Here is a 13203-nt window from a genome sequence, read left to right as displayed (position 1 = left end):
CGCTTATCTCCCGTCGTTAAAGCGATCAGCACCAAAGCGGTCTGAACTTGAGTTCACAGTGCTATTGCGCGATGTATTAACTTTATTGCGTAAGTCGTTAATATCACTTGAGCTAGGTAATGCAACACGGGTTGCGTTCCCTTGCTTATCCATGATTTTATCAAGCGGTAAATACATCATATTATTGCCGCCCTTAACATCAACTAGGACTTTTGAACTGTTGCCTAGCACTTCTTCCATGGCATCAATATATAAACGCTCACGGGTTACACGCTTAGCAGCCTGATATTCAGGTAATAACTTTTCAAAACGCGCGACTTCACCTTGTGCTTCTAAAATAATGCGCTCGCCGTAACCTTCAGCTTCTTGCGTCATACGAGTAACTTGACCACGAGCACGTGGTTCAATTTCACGCGCGTATGCTTCAGCTTCACGAATAAAACGTTGTTCATCTTCTTGTGCGGCAATGGCATCATCAAACGCGTCTTTAACTTCAGCCGGTGGGCGTGAGTCTTTAAAGTTAACGTCAGTTACGATCAAACCTAAGTTATACGGTTCGACGATTTTATTCAGTTCATCCCAGGTATTTTGACGCACAACCTCACGGCCATTCGTTAATACTTGGTCCATTTTTGAATGACCAACAACATAACGCAGTGCACTCTCTAGCGCTTCTTCTAAGCTAGAATCAGCATTAGTTACACTAAATTTGTATAGGAAAGGGTCAATAACACGGTATTGCACCTGAAACTCAACGCTTACCACGTTTTCATCTTCAGTGAGCATAAAACCAGACGTCGATAATGAGCGAACGGCTTCAATATCAACCGGAATTACCGTTTCAATAAACGTCATTTTCCAACGCAGACCTGGATCTGCAATGCGGTCAAATTGACCAAAATGTAAAACGATGCCGCGCTCTGCTTCTTTCACGGTATAAATACCGCTCAATGCCCATACAATTGCAGCAATGATCAGTACAAATGAAAGACCAGCTCCACCAAGTCCGCCGCCGCCATTGCCGGATTTTTTACCGCCAAATAAGCCACCAAACTTGCTGCTGAATTTACGAAACACCTCGTCTAAGTCAGGTGGGCCTTGATCACGTCCGCCTTTTTTGTTCCACGGATCTTTGTCATTGCCATTATTACCCGGTTCATTCCAGGCCATAGCTATACTCCATTGTTATCTAAATAATTTAGGTAATTACGTTAAATCTAACAAAAATACCGCAGTTCTCATACTAAAAATGACATTGTGCAGTAGTTTTTTCGAATTACGAAATAAAAGCGTCGATTTCAGGACCAAACTCTTTTCTTAAACGATTCCATTCTACCATAGGCAGTCGAGTAGCAAGTAACCAATGACCCTGTTCATCAAAGTCTTCTTGATGCACGGCATTTAAATTGAACAACGCAGCACGTAAACGACCATATTGCGGAGCTAATTTAAGCGTATGAACAAACATTTTCTTTGCTAACAGCTCGCTGATAGCTTCAGACAATAGTTCACACCCTGCGCCACTGTGTGCCGACAACCATACTCTAATAGGCATGCCTTCATCGTCACGGTCAATACGTGGTTCAATATCTTCAAGCGCATCAATTTTGTTGTAAACCAACAATTGCGGCACTTCATCAGCTTCTATTTCTTTAAGAACCGATTGTACCTGTTCAATATTCTCTTTACGACGATGATCCGCAACATCGACCACATGAAGTTGTAAATCAGCTTCACGAGTTTCGGTTAGCGTCGCTTTAAATGCGGCAACTAGGTCATGGGGTAAATGACGAATAAAGCCAACGGTATCGGCTAAAATTATCGAACCAACATCTTCTATTTCGAGTTTGCGTAAGGTTGGATCAAGCGTCGCGAACAGTTGATCAGCAGCATACACATTAGAGTTAGTAATGCGATTAAATAACGTCGACTTACCCGCATTGGTATACCCTACCAACGACACCGTAGGAATTTCATTGCGGTTACGAGCACGTCTACCTTGCTCACGCTGCACTGCCACTTTCTCTAAACGCGCGCGAATACTTTGAATACGAACTCGCAATAAACGTCGATCTGTTTCTAGCTGAGTTTCACCAGGCCCGCGCAAACCGATCCCGCCTTTTTGGCGTTCAAGATGCGTCCAGCCTCGGATCAAACGCGTCGACATATGACGCAATTGTGCTAGCTCAACCTGCAACTTACCTTCATGGGTACGTGCACGTTGCGCAAAAATATCAAGAATAAGCGTCGTTCTATCAAGCACACGACATTGGCAAACGCGTTCTAAATTGCGTTCCTGTGACGGTCTGAGTTGATGATTAAAAATGACGACATCTGCGTTGTGGATTTTGACAATCTCAGCGATTTCTTCAGCCTTTCCGGTACCGACGAATAGTTTCGGATGTGGTGCTTGACGGCTGCCTTGCACAACCGCCAAACTGCTAACACCAGCAGAAGATACCAACATTTCCAATTCATGAAGATCTTCACGATCCCCTTCTTTTGGAAAGTCGATATGAACTAAGACTGCCTGTTCGCCGGCTTCATAACGGTCAAACAAACATTATGCTCCTAATTTAAAAATTTCCAGCTTCAGGCTCTTCACCGTCTTCGCTTCCTTGAATACCTTGGAAGTTAACAGCACGAGCAGGAACTACGGTAGAAATCGCATGTTTATACACCATTTGATTCACGGTGTTTTCTAGTAAAATAACAAATTGATCAAATGACTGGATCTTACCTTGTAGTTTGATGCCATTAACCAAAAAGATTGATACTGGAATACGCTCACGACGTAGCGCATTCAAAAATGGGTCTTGTAACGATTGGCCTTTTGCCATGTTATTTTCCTTCGTTCTAGGTGTTATTATAATTAAGTGGCTGAACTCATTTAACAAAGCTAAAAAATTTCAACTACTACTAGCTTAGCGAACTTACAACACGTTGCAAGTTTTCTTCATCACCCGTTGTTAACCACGTTACATCGGGCCAACCTCTTAGCCACGTCAATTGACGCTTAGCAAGCTGTCGTGTTGCTGCAATACCGCGAAAGACCATTTCATCGTAATCAATCTCGCCAGCAATGTAATCCCACATTTGTCTATAACCCACGCAACGAATGGAAGGTAAGTTAGGGTGTAAATCCTTACGTTGATATAGGGATGAAACTTCATTTTCAAACCCCTGCTCAAGCATTATTTTAAACCTTTGTTCAATTCGCTGGTGTAAATCGGCGCGATCATCAGGCGCGATAGCAAATTGATGAAAAGTATACGGTAAACTCGGCTGCTTACTTTTTTGTAATTCAGTCATTGTTTTACCCGTTAATCGGTAAACTTCAAGGGCGCGGTTAATACGTTGCGAGTCATTCTCGCTCATTTTTTGTGCCGCTTGCGGATCAATTATCTCAAGCTCTTTATAAAGTGCCGGCCAGCCATGTTGCTTGGCTTGTTGCTCAAGCTCTGCTCGTACTACCGGGCATGCTTCAGGTAATGGCGATAATCCATCAATTAACGCTTTAAAGTACATCATTGTACCACCAACTAATACAGGCACTTTACCTTGTTGGTGAAATTGGTCAATCTTTTCAATTGCATCACGACGAAAATCAGCTACTGAGTAACTTTCGCTAGGGTCGATTAGATCAATTAAATGGTGTGGCGCAAGCGCTAACTCATGTTGATCTGGTTTTGCCGTACCTATGTTCATATCTTTATACACTAAGGCTGAATCGACGCTGATTATTTCAGTTTTTAAATGTTGGCATAAGGCGATTGCTAATGCAGTTTTGCCTGCAGCGGTTGGGCCCATTAAAAAAATGACCGGTAAATTACTCAACTCGATAACCTTAATCTAACTGTGCTAAAAAATAACTTAAATCTATTTTAACTGCTTTTGCAGATAAACGCTGGATTGTTTGCGGATTATTTTGCATTCGCGTAACCGCCAAGGCAAAAGCTTGGCTGGCAAAAAAGCGCTCGGGCACTTGGCTAAGCTGCCAGTTTAGCCATTGCTCCACACTATTAAGCTCAGCCTTAGTGGCTTTTAATAGCGCATCTACGGCTTGGCTCACATCAAGCAGATACAAACTCTGTGGCAACTTTTTAACCATCACAAATTGCTTTTCAATCAATAACTCAAAGCCCAGCAAGGTAAACCATGATTGTTGCTGTGTTAAGCTTTGGCTGTCTTCTTTACTGATATTAACTCGCACAGGCAATAGTAAGGCTTTTCCTTCTAAGCTGCCTTGCTCAGCAATAAGCTCAAGCCAATCATTGACTAATAAATATTTAAAGTGTGAGCAATATAATTGCTGTTGCAGGCTAAATACACAACCGCCATCACTTTGTACCAGCAACGGCTGCGCACTTTGCGTCTGTAACAATGGTGCTACTTCTTGAGTAACGCCAATAGGTTGATCAAAATGGCTGGCGTGTTGCTCATTGACCCCTTGATAAAACGCACTCACATCTTGATGATTTGTCCGGCTCGCTTGCTTGCTTCGCTCGCTTGAACCTGCATATCCACCACCACTAGGTGCTGGATTAGCACCGTAGCGAGCTTGCTCCGCTGGTTGTAAGTGCGACTTAGGATAATCAAACAAACTGCCTGCTGTATTGCTGGAGTGAGCGGGTGTTGCTGTATGCGCTGCTTTAGCATCGCTGTGTTGCGAATCAACATGCTTAGTAACACCAGCAAACTCATCTTGAAGCGGCACCACGACTTGTTTAATTGCCTGCAAAATAAAGTCATGCACTAAGCGACCTTGATGAAAACGCACTTCGTGTTTCGCAGGATGCACGTTTACATCCACTTGACGCGGATCAATGTCGATATAAATAACAAAGCCCGGTAGCTCTTCTTGGCCTGCGACTTCTTCGAACGCTTGGCGAATGGCATGAGAAATAAGCTTATCGCGCATCATACGATTATTTACATAGGTATATTGCGTAGTATTACTCGATCCGACCGGTAGCACCCAACCATGTAGCTGCAAGCCTGTATCGCCTGACTCAATATATAACCCCTGCTCAGCAAAGGCTTTACCTGCAACCTGAGCAACCCGAGCAATAGCCTGTGCAGGGTCGGTTTTAGCACGATATTGACGCACTACTTTATCGTTATGGGTGAGGGTAATTGACACATCAAAACGGCTCAGGGCAATACGCTTTATCAACTCATCAATGTGAGTGAATTCGGTTTTTTCGGTGCGTAAAAATTTACGTCTAGCGGGCGTATTAAAAAATAAGTCTTTAACTTCAATGGTTGTGCCGTCAGGGTGAGCTGTGGGTTTAATCTGCACTGCCATATCTCGCCCCTGCGCAAATGCTTGCCAAGCCGCCTCTTGCTGTTTGGTTTTTGAGCTAAGCGTCAAACGCGATACCGAACTAATGGACGCCAATGCTTCGCCGCGAAAGCCCAAAGAACAAATATTTTCTAAATCATCAAGGGACTTTAATTTACTAGTAGCATGGCGAGAAAGCGCCAACGTGAGCTCGTCTTTATCAATGCCTGAACCGTTATCACGAATGCGAATAAGCTTATGACCGCCGCGCTCAATATCAATTTGAATACGTGTTGCGCCTGCATCTAGGCTATTTTCAACGAGTTCTTTGACCACAGATGCGGGTCTCTCAACCACTTCGCCCGCAGCAATTTGGTTAGCTAATCGCGCGGGTAATATTTCAATGCTCATACTGATCCTAACGATTTTAACTTTGCGGAATGTCTAACTCTTGACCAATAAACAAGGTATTAGATTTTAATTGATTGACTTGCTTAAGCTTACCCACCGATACCCCATAGCGACTAGCTAACAAACTTAACGACTCACCAGGACGAACTTTATGTTTAGTGGGATATTGCGATTTTAACGACGCAAACAGCGAATCATCCGGAGGATTTTTCAGATAATAACTTTTGATAGAAGTAAATATTGCTTTCGCTAAGCGCTCTTGGTGATTAGCACTTTTTAATAGTTTTTCTTCGCGTGGGTTTGAAATAAACCCAGTTTCGACCAAAATAGATGGAATATCTGGTGACTTTAATACCGCTAGGCTAGCCGCTTGCGGCTCTTTTTTATGTAACTTAGCGACCTTTTTAAGCTCTTGAACCATGCCTTCCGCAACGCTGAAACCGGTTTTCATCGAATGATCCATCGACATATCCAACAGCGCCTGCGCCAAGTACTTTTCACTGGCCGTGTCTTTAATCACTCCAGCAGCACCACCGAGTAACTCTGAATGTTTTTCTTTATCTTCTATCCATTTACCAATTTCTGAATTAGCACGACGAAGTGATAACACCCAAACAGAGGCGCCATTTGGTTGCGGGCTAGTAAATGCATCCGCATGAATTGAAACTAAAAAGTCAGCCTTTTTCTGCCTTGCACGGCTAGTGCGGGTATTAAGTTTGACAAAGTAATCTCCACTTCGCACCATTCGCGAAATCATCCCGCGCTCGGCATCAATCATCCGCTCTAAGCGTTTGGCGATTTGTAGTGTGATATCTTTTTCATAAGTACCAGAAGGACCAATTGACCCAGGGTCTTCGCCGCCATGGCCTGCATCAATAGCAATAATAATATCGCGTTGTTGATTAAGCTCACGCTTTTTAACCGCAGTATTACTCGTTGCAGCTACTGGCTCTGCTTGATTTTTGTCATATAAGTCGACCACTAAACGATTTTTATAAGGTCCCGTTGGCGCCAATGCAAAAATCACCGGTTTAACGGCCCCTGTAAGCTCAAAAACAAATCGTACCCCCTGGCTGCTTTTCGCTTTCGAGTAACGTAGTTTACTGACGATTTGATGCTTACTGGGAATAGTTGGTAGGTCTTTTATTTTATCTGTATTTTCTAAATCGACCACTAAGCGCAGTGGATTTTTTAGCATAAAATAACTGAAGTCGGGCTTATCCGTTAAGTCGAATACTACCCGCGTACTATCTGGCGATGGCCACACCCGTACACTATTGATAGTATTTTGTGCATAGAGATTAGCACTGATTGCTAACAGCAAAAAAGCACCCATCCACTTTATGACAACTCGACTCATCGGTATCTTCACACCCTTGTTATTTGTTGTTATTCACTATGGTTTTTGAGTTTATCCACGATACGGTGACCACGCGGGCTAATACTTTGGATCTCAATTGCTCGTGCATCGCCGACATAACGTAAAGTAATATCTAAGTCTGGTGTTGGGATAAACTCGCCGCCTTTTTCAGGCCATTCCACCACACAAATAGCTGTTGGCGAAAAATAATCTCGAATACCCATGTATTCTAATTCTTCTGGGTCGCCTAAACGATATAAATCAAAATGATAAACATTGGCCGTTGCCAACTCATAAGGCTCCACCAGCGTATAAGTTGGACTCTTAACTTTGCCTTGATGACCAAAGCCTTGGATCACACCACGTGTTAAGGTGGTTTTGCCTGCTCCCAAATCACCGTGTAAGTAAATAACTGCCCCTTGCTCCATTAGCATAGCAAGTTGATTGCCCATTTTAACCGTTGCAGCTTCATCAGCGAGTTGAAAACCAACACAGTGCGTCATTCTAACCTCATGGATAGTATTAAAAACGATAACTTGTTAATCATACCAGATTATTTTGCTAAGGCGAGAATCGACACTTATAGACACAAAAAAACCGGCAAAGTTGCCGGTTTTTTTTGTAATTAGGATTATAGACCTAATTTTTTCTCAAGATAGTGGATGTTAGTGCCACCATTTTGGAAGTTTTCATCCGCTAAGATGCGCTTATGTAATGGCGTATTCGTTTTAATACCGTCAATCACAAGCTCATTCAATGCGTTACGTGCACGGGCAATTGCTACATTACGGTTTTCACCGTAAGTAATTAATTTACCAATCATTGAATCATAGTGTGGTGGCACTGTGTAGTCAGCATAAATATGGCTGTCCCAACGAATACCTAAACCACCTGCTGGGTGGAAACGCGTAATTTTACCCGGTGACGGGATAAACGTTTCAGGGTCTTCAGCATTAATACGACACTCAATTGCATGACCACGGATAACGACATCGTCTTGCGTGAATGATAGTGGTTGGCCCGCTGCAATTTTTAACTGCTCTTTGATCAAATCAACACCGGTAACCATTTCTGTCACTGGATGCTCAACCTGAATACGAGTGTTCATTTCAATGAAATAGAACTCACCATTTTCGTATAAGAACTCAAATGTACCCGCACCACGATAACCGATTTCGATACATGCACGCGTACAACGCTCACCGATAAACTTACGCACTTCAGCAGTAATACCTGGTGCTGGCGCTTCTTCGACTACTTTTTGATGACGACGTTGCATAGAACAATCACGTTCACCTAAGTGAACAGCATTACCTTGCCCGTCAGCCAATACTTGAACTTCGATATGACGTGGGTTTTCAAGGAATTTTTCCATGTAAACCATGCTATTACCAAAGAACTGTTTTGCTTCTTGTTGCGTTAAAGCGATTGAGTCAATTAACTCAGCTTCACTGCGAACAACCCGCATACCACGACCACCACCGCCACCAGCGGCTTTGATGATCACTGGGTAACCGATACGTTTAGCGATTTGCATGTTGCGGTCTTTATCATCCGATACCGGACCATCTGAACCTGGTACACATGGTACGCCAGCTTTACGCATTGCTTCGATTGCAGATACTTTATCGCCCATTAGACGAATCGTGTCGCCGCGCGGACCAATAAACACAAAACCACTTTGTTCAACTTGATCAGCAAAATCAGCGTTTTCTGCAAGGAAACCATAACCCGGGTGGATAGCAACTGCATCGGTTACTTCAGCTGCCGCAATAATGCGCGGAATGTCTAAGTAACTTTCAGTGGCAGAAGGTCTACCAATACATATTGTTTCATCTGCAAGCAATACATGCTTAAGATCGCGATCCGCCGTTGAATGCACAGCAACCGTTTTGATCCCAAGCTCTTTGCAGGCGCGCAATATACGAAGTGCAATTTCACCTCGGTTTGCAATGACTACTTTATCTAACATTAGAGTTGGCCTTTTAGGTTGCGCTATTATTCAATGATGAATAAAGGTTGATCAAATTCTACTGGCTCGCCATTTTCAACTAAAATCGCTTTCACTGTGCCCGCTTTATCTGACTCAATTTGGTTCATCATTTTCATCGCTTCGATGATGCAAAGCGTATCACCTACTTTAACTTGTGAACCCACTTCTACATATGAAGGCGCTTCAGGAGAAGCTGCTGTATAGAAAGAACCTACCATTGGCGATAATACTTGATGGCCAGTAGGACCGGCAGGTGCTGCCGCTTCTACGTTTGCAGCAGGTGCAGCTGTAGGGGCTGGAGCCGGTGCTGGAGCGTACTGTGGTGCATAATGTGGAGCGTAAGCAGGACCTGCACTCATATTATTACGATTGATACGTACTGATTCTTCACCTTCGGTGATTTCTAATTCAGCAATACCTGATTCTTCTACTAGTTCAATTAGTTTTTTGATCTTGCGAATATCCATGAACGACCCGCCTGTTAGTTTGTTAGTTTAAAATTAATTCGAGTTTTGCAACCGATTGACCGCAGCTTCAAGTGCTGCGCGATAACCCATTGCGCCTAATCCACATATCACGCCCTGCGCCACATCAGAAAAATATGAATGATGACGAAACGCTTCCCGCGTGTGCACATTAGTTAAGTGCACTTCAAAAAACGGGATATCAACAGCCAGTAACGCATCACGTAAAGCCACGCTTGTATGCGTAAATGCCGCTGGGTTGATAATAATGTAATCAATGACCTGCCATGCACTATGTATGTGCTCAATTAAAGCTTGCTCACTATTACTTTGAAAATGCGTTAGCTCAACATCTAGACCATGCGCAAACTCAGTTAGTTCGCTCATAATCTCACTCAGTGTTTGTAAACCGTATTTTTCTGGTTCACGTTTACCCAGCATGTTTAAGTTAGGGCCATTTATAACTAAAAGTTTAAATTTTGCAGCCATAATACGCGATAATCCTATAAATAATGAGTTAAGCCATTTTGATTAGAAATCCCCGCAAAATGTAGAGGGGAAAAACTAAAATAGCAAGTATTTCTCACGTTAACCACCTATTATAGCCAGTTCGATGTAAATAGCAGCAAAATACTGGTCTAATCACTAGTAGCCACCACAAAAACAAAAACGCCACTCATATAAAGTGGCGTTTAAAATAGCGGTGCGAAAAATGTTTATTTAGCGCTATTTCTCACTTTAGCTAAATGCTCAGCAAAGTCCTTGGCATTTAAAAAGCCCGTCACACGCTGTGCTGCAAGCTCTTCACCTTGTGTATCAAAAAACAAAATACTGGGTAAACCAAATACCGTAAACTCTTCCATTACAGCAATTGTTTTATCATCACTTTCGGTCAAATCAATTTTTAACAACTCAAAGTTTGCAAATTCACCTTGTACTTTAGCGTCAGGAAAAGTGTATTTCTCGAACTCTTTACACGCAGTACACCAATCTGCATATAAATCGACCATCACTAAACGACCATCACTGTTTGCATCATTTATTGCTTGTTTGAGCTCAGCTAAGTCAGCAACTAATTTAAAGCCGCGTTCTTGTTGCTCGCCATTTGCGGCACTAACAACTTGCGCTGTTGGCCATATATAGTTTTTAGTTAAGCTCACACCGCTAACAACTAATAACGTTGCAACAAACCACAATGCAGTTTTTAACTTACCTTGTGTTTGAGCGCTCTGCCAATGATGTAAATACAAGGCCGTTGCTAATGCTAATAAGCCCGCCATAAGTAATATGATGTCTGCATCGACAATACGTTCAAGCAAGATCAATGGCACTACCAGCATGATAAAACCAAACAGGGTTTTAACTTGTTCCATCCAGCCGCCTGCTTTTGGCAATAATTTACCGCCGGAGGTGCCTAATAACAGCAGCGGAATACCCATCCCTAAACTCAGCACATACAAAGTTAAGCCGCCAACTAAATAATCGCCGCTTTGCGCAACAAACAATAGCGCAGCTGATAACGGTGCGGTGGTACAAGGTGACGCAATTAAACCCGATAAAACCCCCATTAAAAACACGCCAATGTAGTTGCCGCCTTTTTGATTATTACTTACTTGTGTGAGCTTATTCATCATGCCGCTAGGGAGCTTTATTTCGTACCAACCAAACATCGACATAGCGAGTAAAACGAATAATAAACTAAAACTAATCAATACATATGGGTGCTGCAAATAACCTTGCACTTGACCACCAAGTGATGCAACCACAAGGCCCAGCGCCGCATACGTAACGGCCATACCCTGCACATAAACAAAAGAAAGCGCAAAAGCTTTTTTAGTGGAAAGATTTTTTTGTCCTGCAATTAGGCTCGACAAAATAGGAAACATCGGAAATACACATGGCGTAAATGCCAAGCCAATACCGACCAAAAAGAAAATCGCTAAGTTCGCTAACAAACCTTGCGAGGCCAGTTTTTCAGTAAAGTTTAATTCTTTTTCTAAGTCATCTTCTTGCGTTACAACATCTTCTGTAACAGCCGCTGATTCAGCGCTAAGCGCAGCTAATGCATTGCCTGCTGTTGCATTATCAGTTACAGGGGGTTCACCGGCAATCATACTCAATGGAATGGTGATGATCTCTGGCGGGTAACATAGCCCTGCTTCAGCACAGCCTTGATAACGTACTTTAATTACGCCATCTTCAGCTATATTACTTAGCTTGCTGATCACACTCAGTGAATCAAAAAACACTGCTGTTTTGCCAAAAAACTCATCTTCAATGATCACGCCTTTACCAAGATCAGGCACTTCAATATCAGCACCTTTACCAATAATTTCTAGCTTCTTTTTATATAGGTAATAACCTGGCGCAATATCCCAACCAATAAAAAGAGTGCTGCCTTGCTGATCAAAATCAAATGAAAATGCCTGCTCAACAGGTAAAAATGTTTGCTCTGCGGGCTGCAGCAAATCACTTAATAAATTATTAGTTGCAGCCTGTGCTGGCATTAACGACAGCGCACAAAGCAATAAAAGAAAACAACGCATTAATTAAGTACCTCATCCATCCAATTAAAATAGGCTAAATTGCCAGTGGCCACATCAATAACCTGTATTTCAGGAATTTCATAACTATGTAATTGCTTGATAGTTTGAATCAATTCATTCATTTTTTCTGACTTTGTTTTAATTAATAATTTACACTCGGTTGCATAAGCAACCTCTCCTTGCCACATATAAACAGATTCCACATTTGGAAGAATGTTCACACACGCAGCTAATTTAAGCTTAACTAATTGCTCAGCCATGGAGCGTGCCTCACTTACATCTGCGCAAGTGGTAAAAATAAGTCGAAAATGAGTCGTCATATTGAACCTTTGATTGATTGCTCTGCCCAATGCCATAGTAGCTGATAGCTAAGGCAAAGTGTAGTTAACCTAAACTGCGGATAATAAATCGCTTAATCAGAGTTCAGGCTATTTAGCCAACACTGCTTTACCACTAGCCTTGAAAAAAGACCTGATAACCCATATTTATATTTCATCAACTCAACTGAGTGATCACTATTTAGAGAGCCTTATGTTTAGATTTTTGTTTTTATTATTTATTCTCGTGCCAATTATTGAAATTGCGTTGTTAATTCAAGTAGCTGATGTAATTGGTGGATTCGCCACTATTGCACTGGTTATTGTAACCGCAATATTCGGCGCAAAATTAGTTAGAACACAAGGTATGGGCGCACTGCAAAATGTGCAAACACAAATGGCGCAAGGGCAAATGCCAGCCAATGAATTATTTACCGGTTTATGTGTGATTATCGCCGGCATATTATTGCTAACTCCAGGCATTATGACCGACGTATTCGGTTTTTTATTATTGACCCCGGCCATTCGCAATAAACTAGCTGCAGGCCTTGCTAGTCAAGCAACGGTGCGTATGAGTGCAGGCATGCAACAAGGTCCAACAGCATTTAATCAGCACACCCATTCAGAGCCAGAACCTCGCAAAATGAGCGAGCCGACCACTATTGATGGTGAGTACGAGAGAAAAGATTAAAAATTTTAATTTTTATCACTTGGGTTTTGAAGCAATACCCCCATTACTGAGTACAACTAAATCAATTGCCTTGAACCACAGGGTTTAATGCAAACTGGTACATATAAAGCTTTTTTCTGTCCTGTTCAGAAACTGTT

The 13203-nt window shown here is 42.4% G+C and carries 13 protein-coding genes; 1 reads left to right on the top strand and 12 read right to left on the bottom strand.

Annotated elements, in window-relative coordinates; genetic code table 11:
• Positions 1 to 3: 3 nt before the first annotated feature.
• The 12 genes from hflK to cutA all read right to left on the bottom strand — a co-directional run bounded on the left by hflK (position 4) and on the right by cutA (position 12378).
• Entirely contained in the window at positions 4 to 1170 is a 1167-nt protein-coding gene (gene hflK, locus PSR9079_RS03805) for an FtsH protease activity modulator HflK (RefSeq protein ID WP_149980499.1), read from the bottom strand.
• Positions 1171 to 1276: 106 nt separating this feature from the next.
• Complete coding sequence (gene hflX, locus PSR9079_RS03800; RefSeq protein ID WP_149980498.1) at positions 1277 to 2560, bottom strand: ribosome rescue GTPase HflX; 1284 nt, start codon at positions 2558 to 2560, stop codon at positions 1277 to 1279.
• 16 nt (positions 2561 to 2576) lie between these two features.
• Positions 2577 to 2840: an RNA chaperone Hfq gene (gene hfq, locus PSR9079_RS03795; RefSeq protein ID WP_064668197.1), complete on the bottom strand. Its 264-nt coding sequence runs from the start codon at positions 2838 to 2840 to the stop codon at positions 2577 to 2579.
• A 79-nt stretch (positions 2841 to 2919) separates the two neighbouring features.
• Positions 2920 to 3837, bottom strand: coding sequence for a tRNA (adenosine(37)-N6)-dimethylallyltransferase MiaA (miaA, locus tag PSR9079_RS03790; protein WP_149980497.1), 918 nt, complete (start codon positions 3835 to 3837; stop codon positions 2920 to 2922).
• A gap of 10 nt (positions 3838 to 3847) precedes the next feature.
• A complete protein-coding gene (gene mutL / locus PSR9079_RS03785; RefSeq protein WP_149980496.1) occupies positions 3848 to 5695 on the bottom strand; it encodes a DNA mismatch repair endonuclease MutL in 1848 nt (615 codons plus the stop codon).
• A 16-nt stretch (positions 5696 to 5711) separates the two neighbouring features.
• Positions 5712 to 7055 (bottom strand): N-acetylmuramoyl-L-alanine amidase, encoded by a 1344-nt coding sequence (locus tag PSR9079_RS03780; protein ID WP_149980495.1) that lies wholly within the window; start codon positions 7053 to 7055, stop codon positions 5712 to 5714.
• A 29-nt stretch (positions 7056 to 7084) separates the two neighbouring features.
• Positions 7085 to 7558 carry a tRNA (adenosine(37)-N6)-threonylcarbamoyltransferase complex ATPase subunit type 1 TsaE gene (gene tsaE, locus PSR9079_RS03775; RefSeq protein WP_149980494.1) on the bottom strand — a complete coding sequence of 158 codons (474 nt, stop codon included), beginning with the start codon at positions 7556 to 7558 and terminating at the stop codon, positions 7085 to 7087.
• Between the two features lie 128 nt (positions 7559 to 7686).
• Positions 7687 to 9027 (bottom strand): acetyl-CoA carboxylase biotin carboxylase subunit, encoded by a 1341-nt coding sequence (gene accC / locus PSR9079_RS03770; protein WP_149980493.1) that lies wholly within the window; start codon positions 9025 to 9027, stop codon positions 7687 to 7689.
• 26 nt (positions 9028 to 9053) lie between these two features.
• Positions 9054 to 9515 (bottom strand): acetyl-CoA carboxylase biotin carboxyl carrier protein, encoded by a 462-nt coding sequence (gene accB / locus PSR9079_RS03765; RefSeq protein WP_149980492.1) that lies wholly within the window; start codon positions 9513 to 9515, stop codon positions 9054 to 9056.
• 33 nt (positions 9516 to 9548) lie between these two features.
• The gene (aroQ, locus tag PSR9079_RS03760) at positions 9549 to 10001 is read right to left on the bottom strand and encodes a type II 3-dehydroquinate dehydratase (RefSeq protein WP_145238079.1); all 453 of its coding nucleotides are present in this window, start codon (positions 9999 to 10001) and stop codon (positions 9549 to 9551) included.
• A 227-nt stretch (positions 10002 to 10228) separates the two neighbouring features.
• A complete protein-coding gene (locus tag PSR9079_RS03755) occupies positions 10229 to 12058 on the bottom strand; it encodes a protein-disulfide reductase DsbD (RefSeq protein WP_149980491.1) in 1830 nt (609 codons plus the stop codon).
• Complete coding sequence (gene cutA, locus PSR9079_RS03750; protein WP_145238073.1) at positions 12058 to 12378, bottom strand: divalent-cation tolerance protein CutA; 321 nt, start codon at positions 12376 to 12378, stop codon at positions 12058 to 12060. Before cutA ends, PSR9079_RS03755 begins: the two co-directional genes overlap by 1 nt.
• A gap of 211 nt (positions 12379 to 12589) precedes the next feature.
• Here cutA and PSR9079_RS03745 point away from each other — a divergent pair, with 211 nt between their 5' ends.
• Complete coding sequence (locus PSR9079_RS03745; RefSeq protein ID WP_149980490.1) at positions 12590 to 13066, top strand: FxsA family protein; 477 nt, start codon at positions 12590 to 12592, stop codon at positions 13064 to 13066.
• The last annotated feature ends 137 nt before the right edge of the window (positions 13067 to 13203 follow it).

The sequence above is a fragment of the Pseudoalteromonas rhizosphaerae genome (genome assembly GCF_902498845.1).
Taxonomy (GTDB): Bacteria; Pseudomonadota; Gammaproteobacteria; order Enterobacterales; family Alteromonadaceae; genus Pseudoalteromonas; species Pseudoalteromonas rhizosphaerae.
Note: the sequence above shows the minus strand (reverse complement) of the source record. Positions and strands in the feature narration are given on the sequence as shown.

Bases quoted from the DNA above. Each gene is read 5' to 3' on its own strand.
- tsaE (WP_149980494.1), bottom strand. From the start codon at position 7,558: ATGACGCACTGTGTTGGTTTTCAACTCGCTGATGAAGCTGCAACGGTT.
- hfq (WP_064668197.1), bottom strand. From the start codon at position 2,840: ATGGCAAAAGGCCAATCGTTACAAGACCCATTTTTGAATGCGCTACGT.
- accB (WP_149980492.1), bottom strand. From the start codon at position 9,515: ATGGATATTCGCAAGATCAAAAAACTAATTGAACTAGTAGAAGAATCA.
- PSR9079_RS03755 (WP_149980491.1), bottom strand. From the start codon at position 12,058: ATGCGTTGTTTTCTTTTATTGCTTTGTGCGCTGTCGTTAATGCCAGCA.
- cutA (WP_145238073.1), bottom strand. From the start codon at position 12,378: ATGACGACTCATTTTCGACTTATTTTTACCACTTGCGCAGATGTAAGT.
- hflK (WP_149980499.1), bottom strand. From the start codon at position 1,170: ATGGCCTGGAATGAACCGGGTAATAATGGCAATGACAAAGATCCGTGG.
- PSR9079_RS03745 (WP_149980490.1), top strand. From the start codon at position 12,590: ATGTTTAGATTTTTGTTTTTATTATTTATTCTCGTGCCAATTATTGAA.
- mutL (WP_149980496.1), bottom strand. From the start codon at position 5,695: ATGAGCATTGAAATATTACCCGCGCGATTAGCTAACCAAATTGCTGCG.
- aroQ (WP_145238079.1), bottom strand. From the start codon at position 10,001: ATGGCTGCAAAATTTAAACTTTTAGTTATAAATGGCCCTAACTTAAAC.
- PSR9079_RS03780 (WP_149980495.1), bottom strand. From the start codon at position 7,055: ATGAGTCGAGTTGTCATAAAGTGGATGGGTGCTTTTTTGCTGTTAGCA.
- accC (WP_149980493.1), bottom strand. From the start codon at position 9,027: ATGTTAGATAAAGTAGTCATTGCAAACCGAGGTGAAATTGCACTTCGT.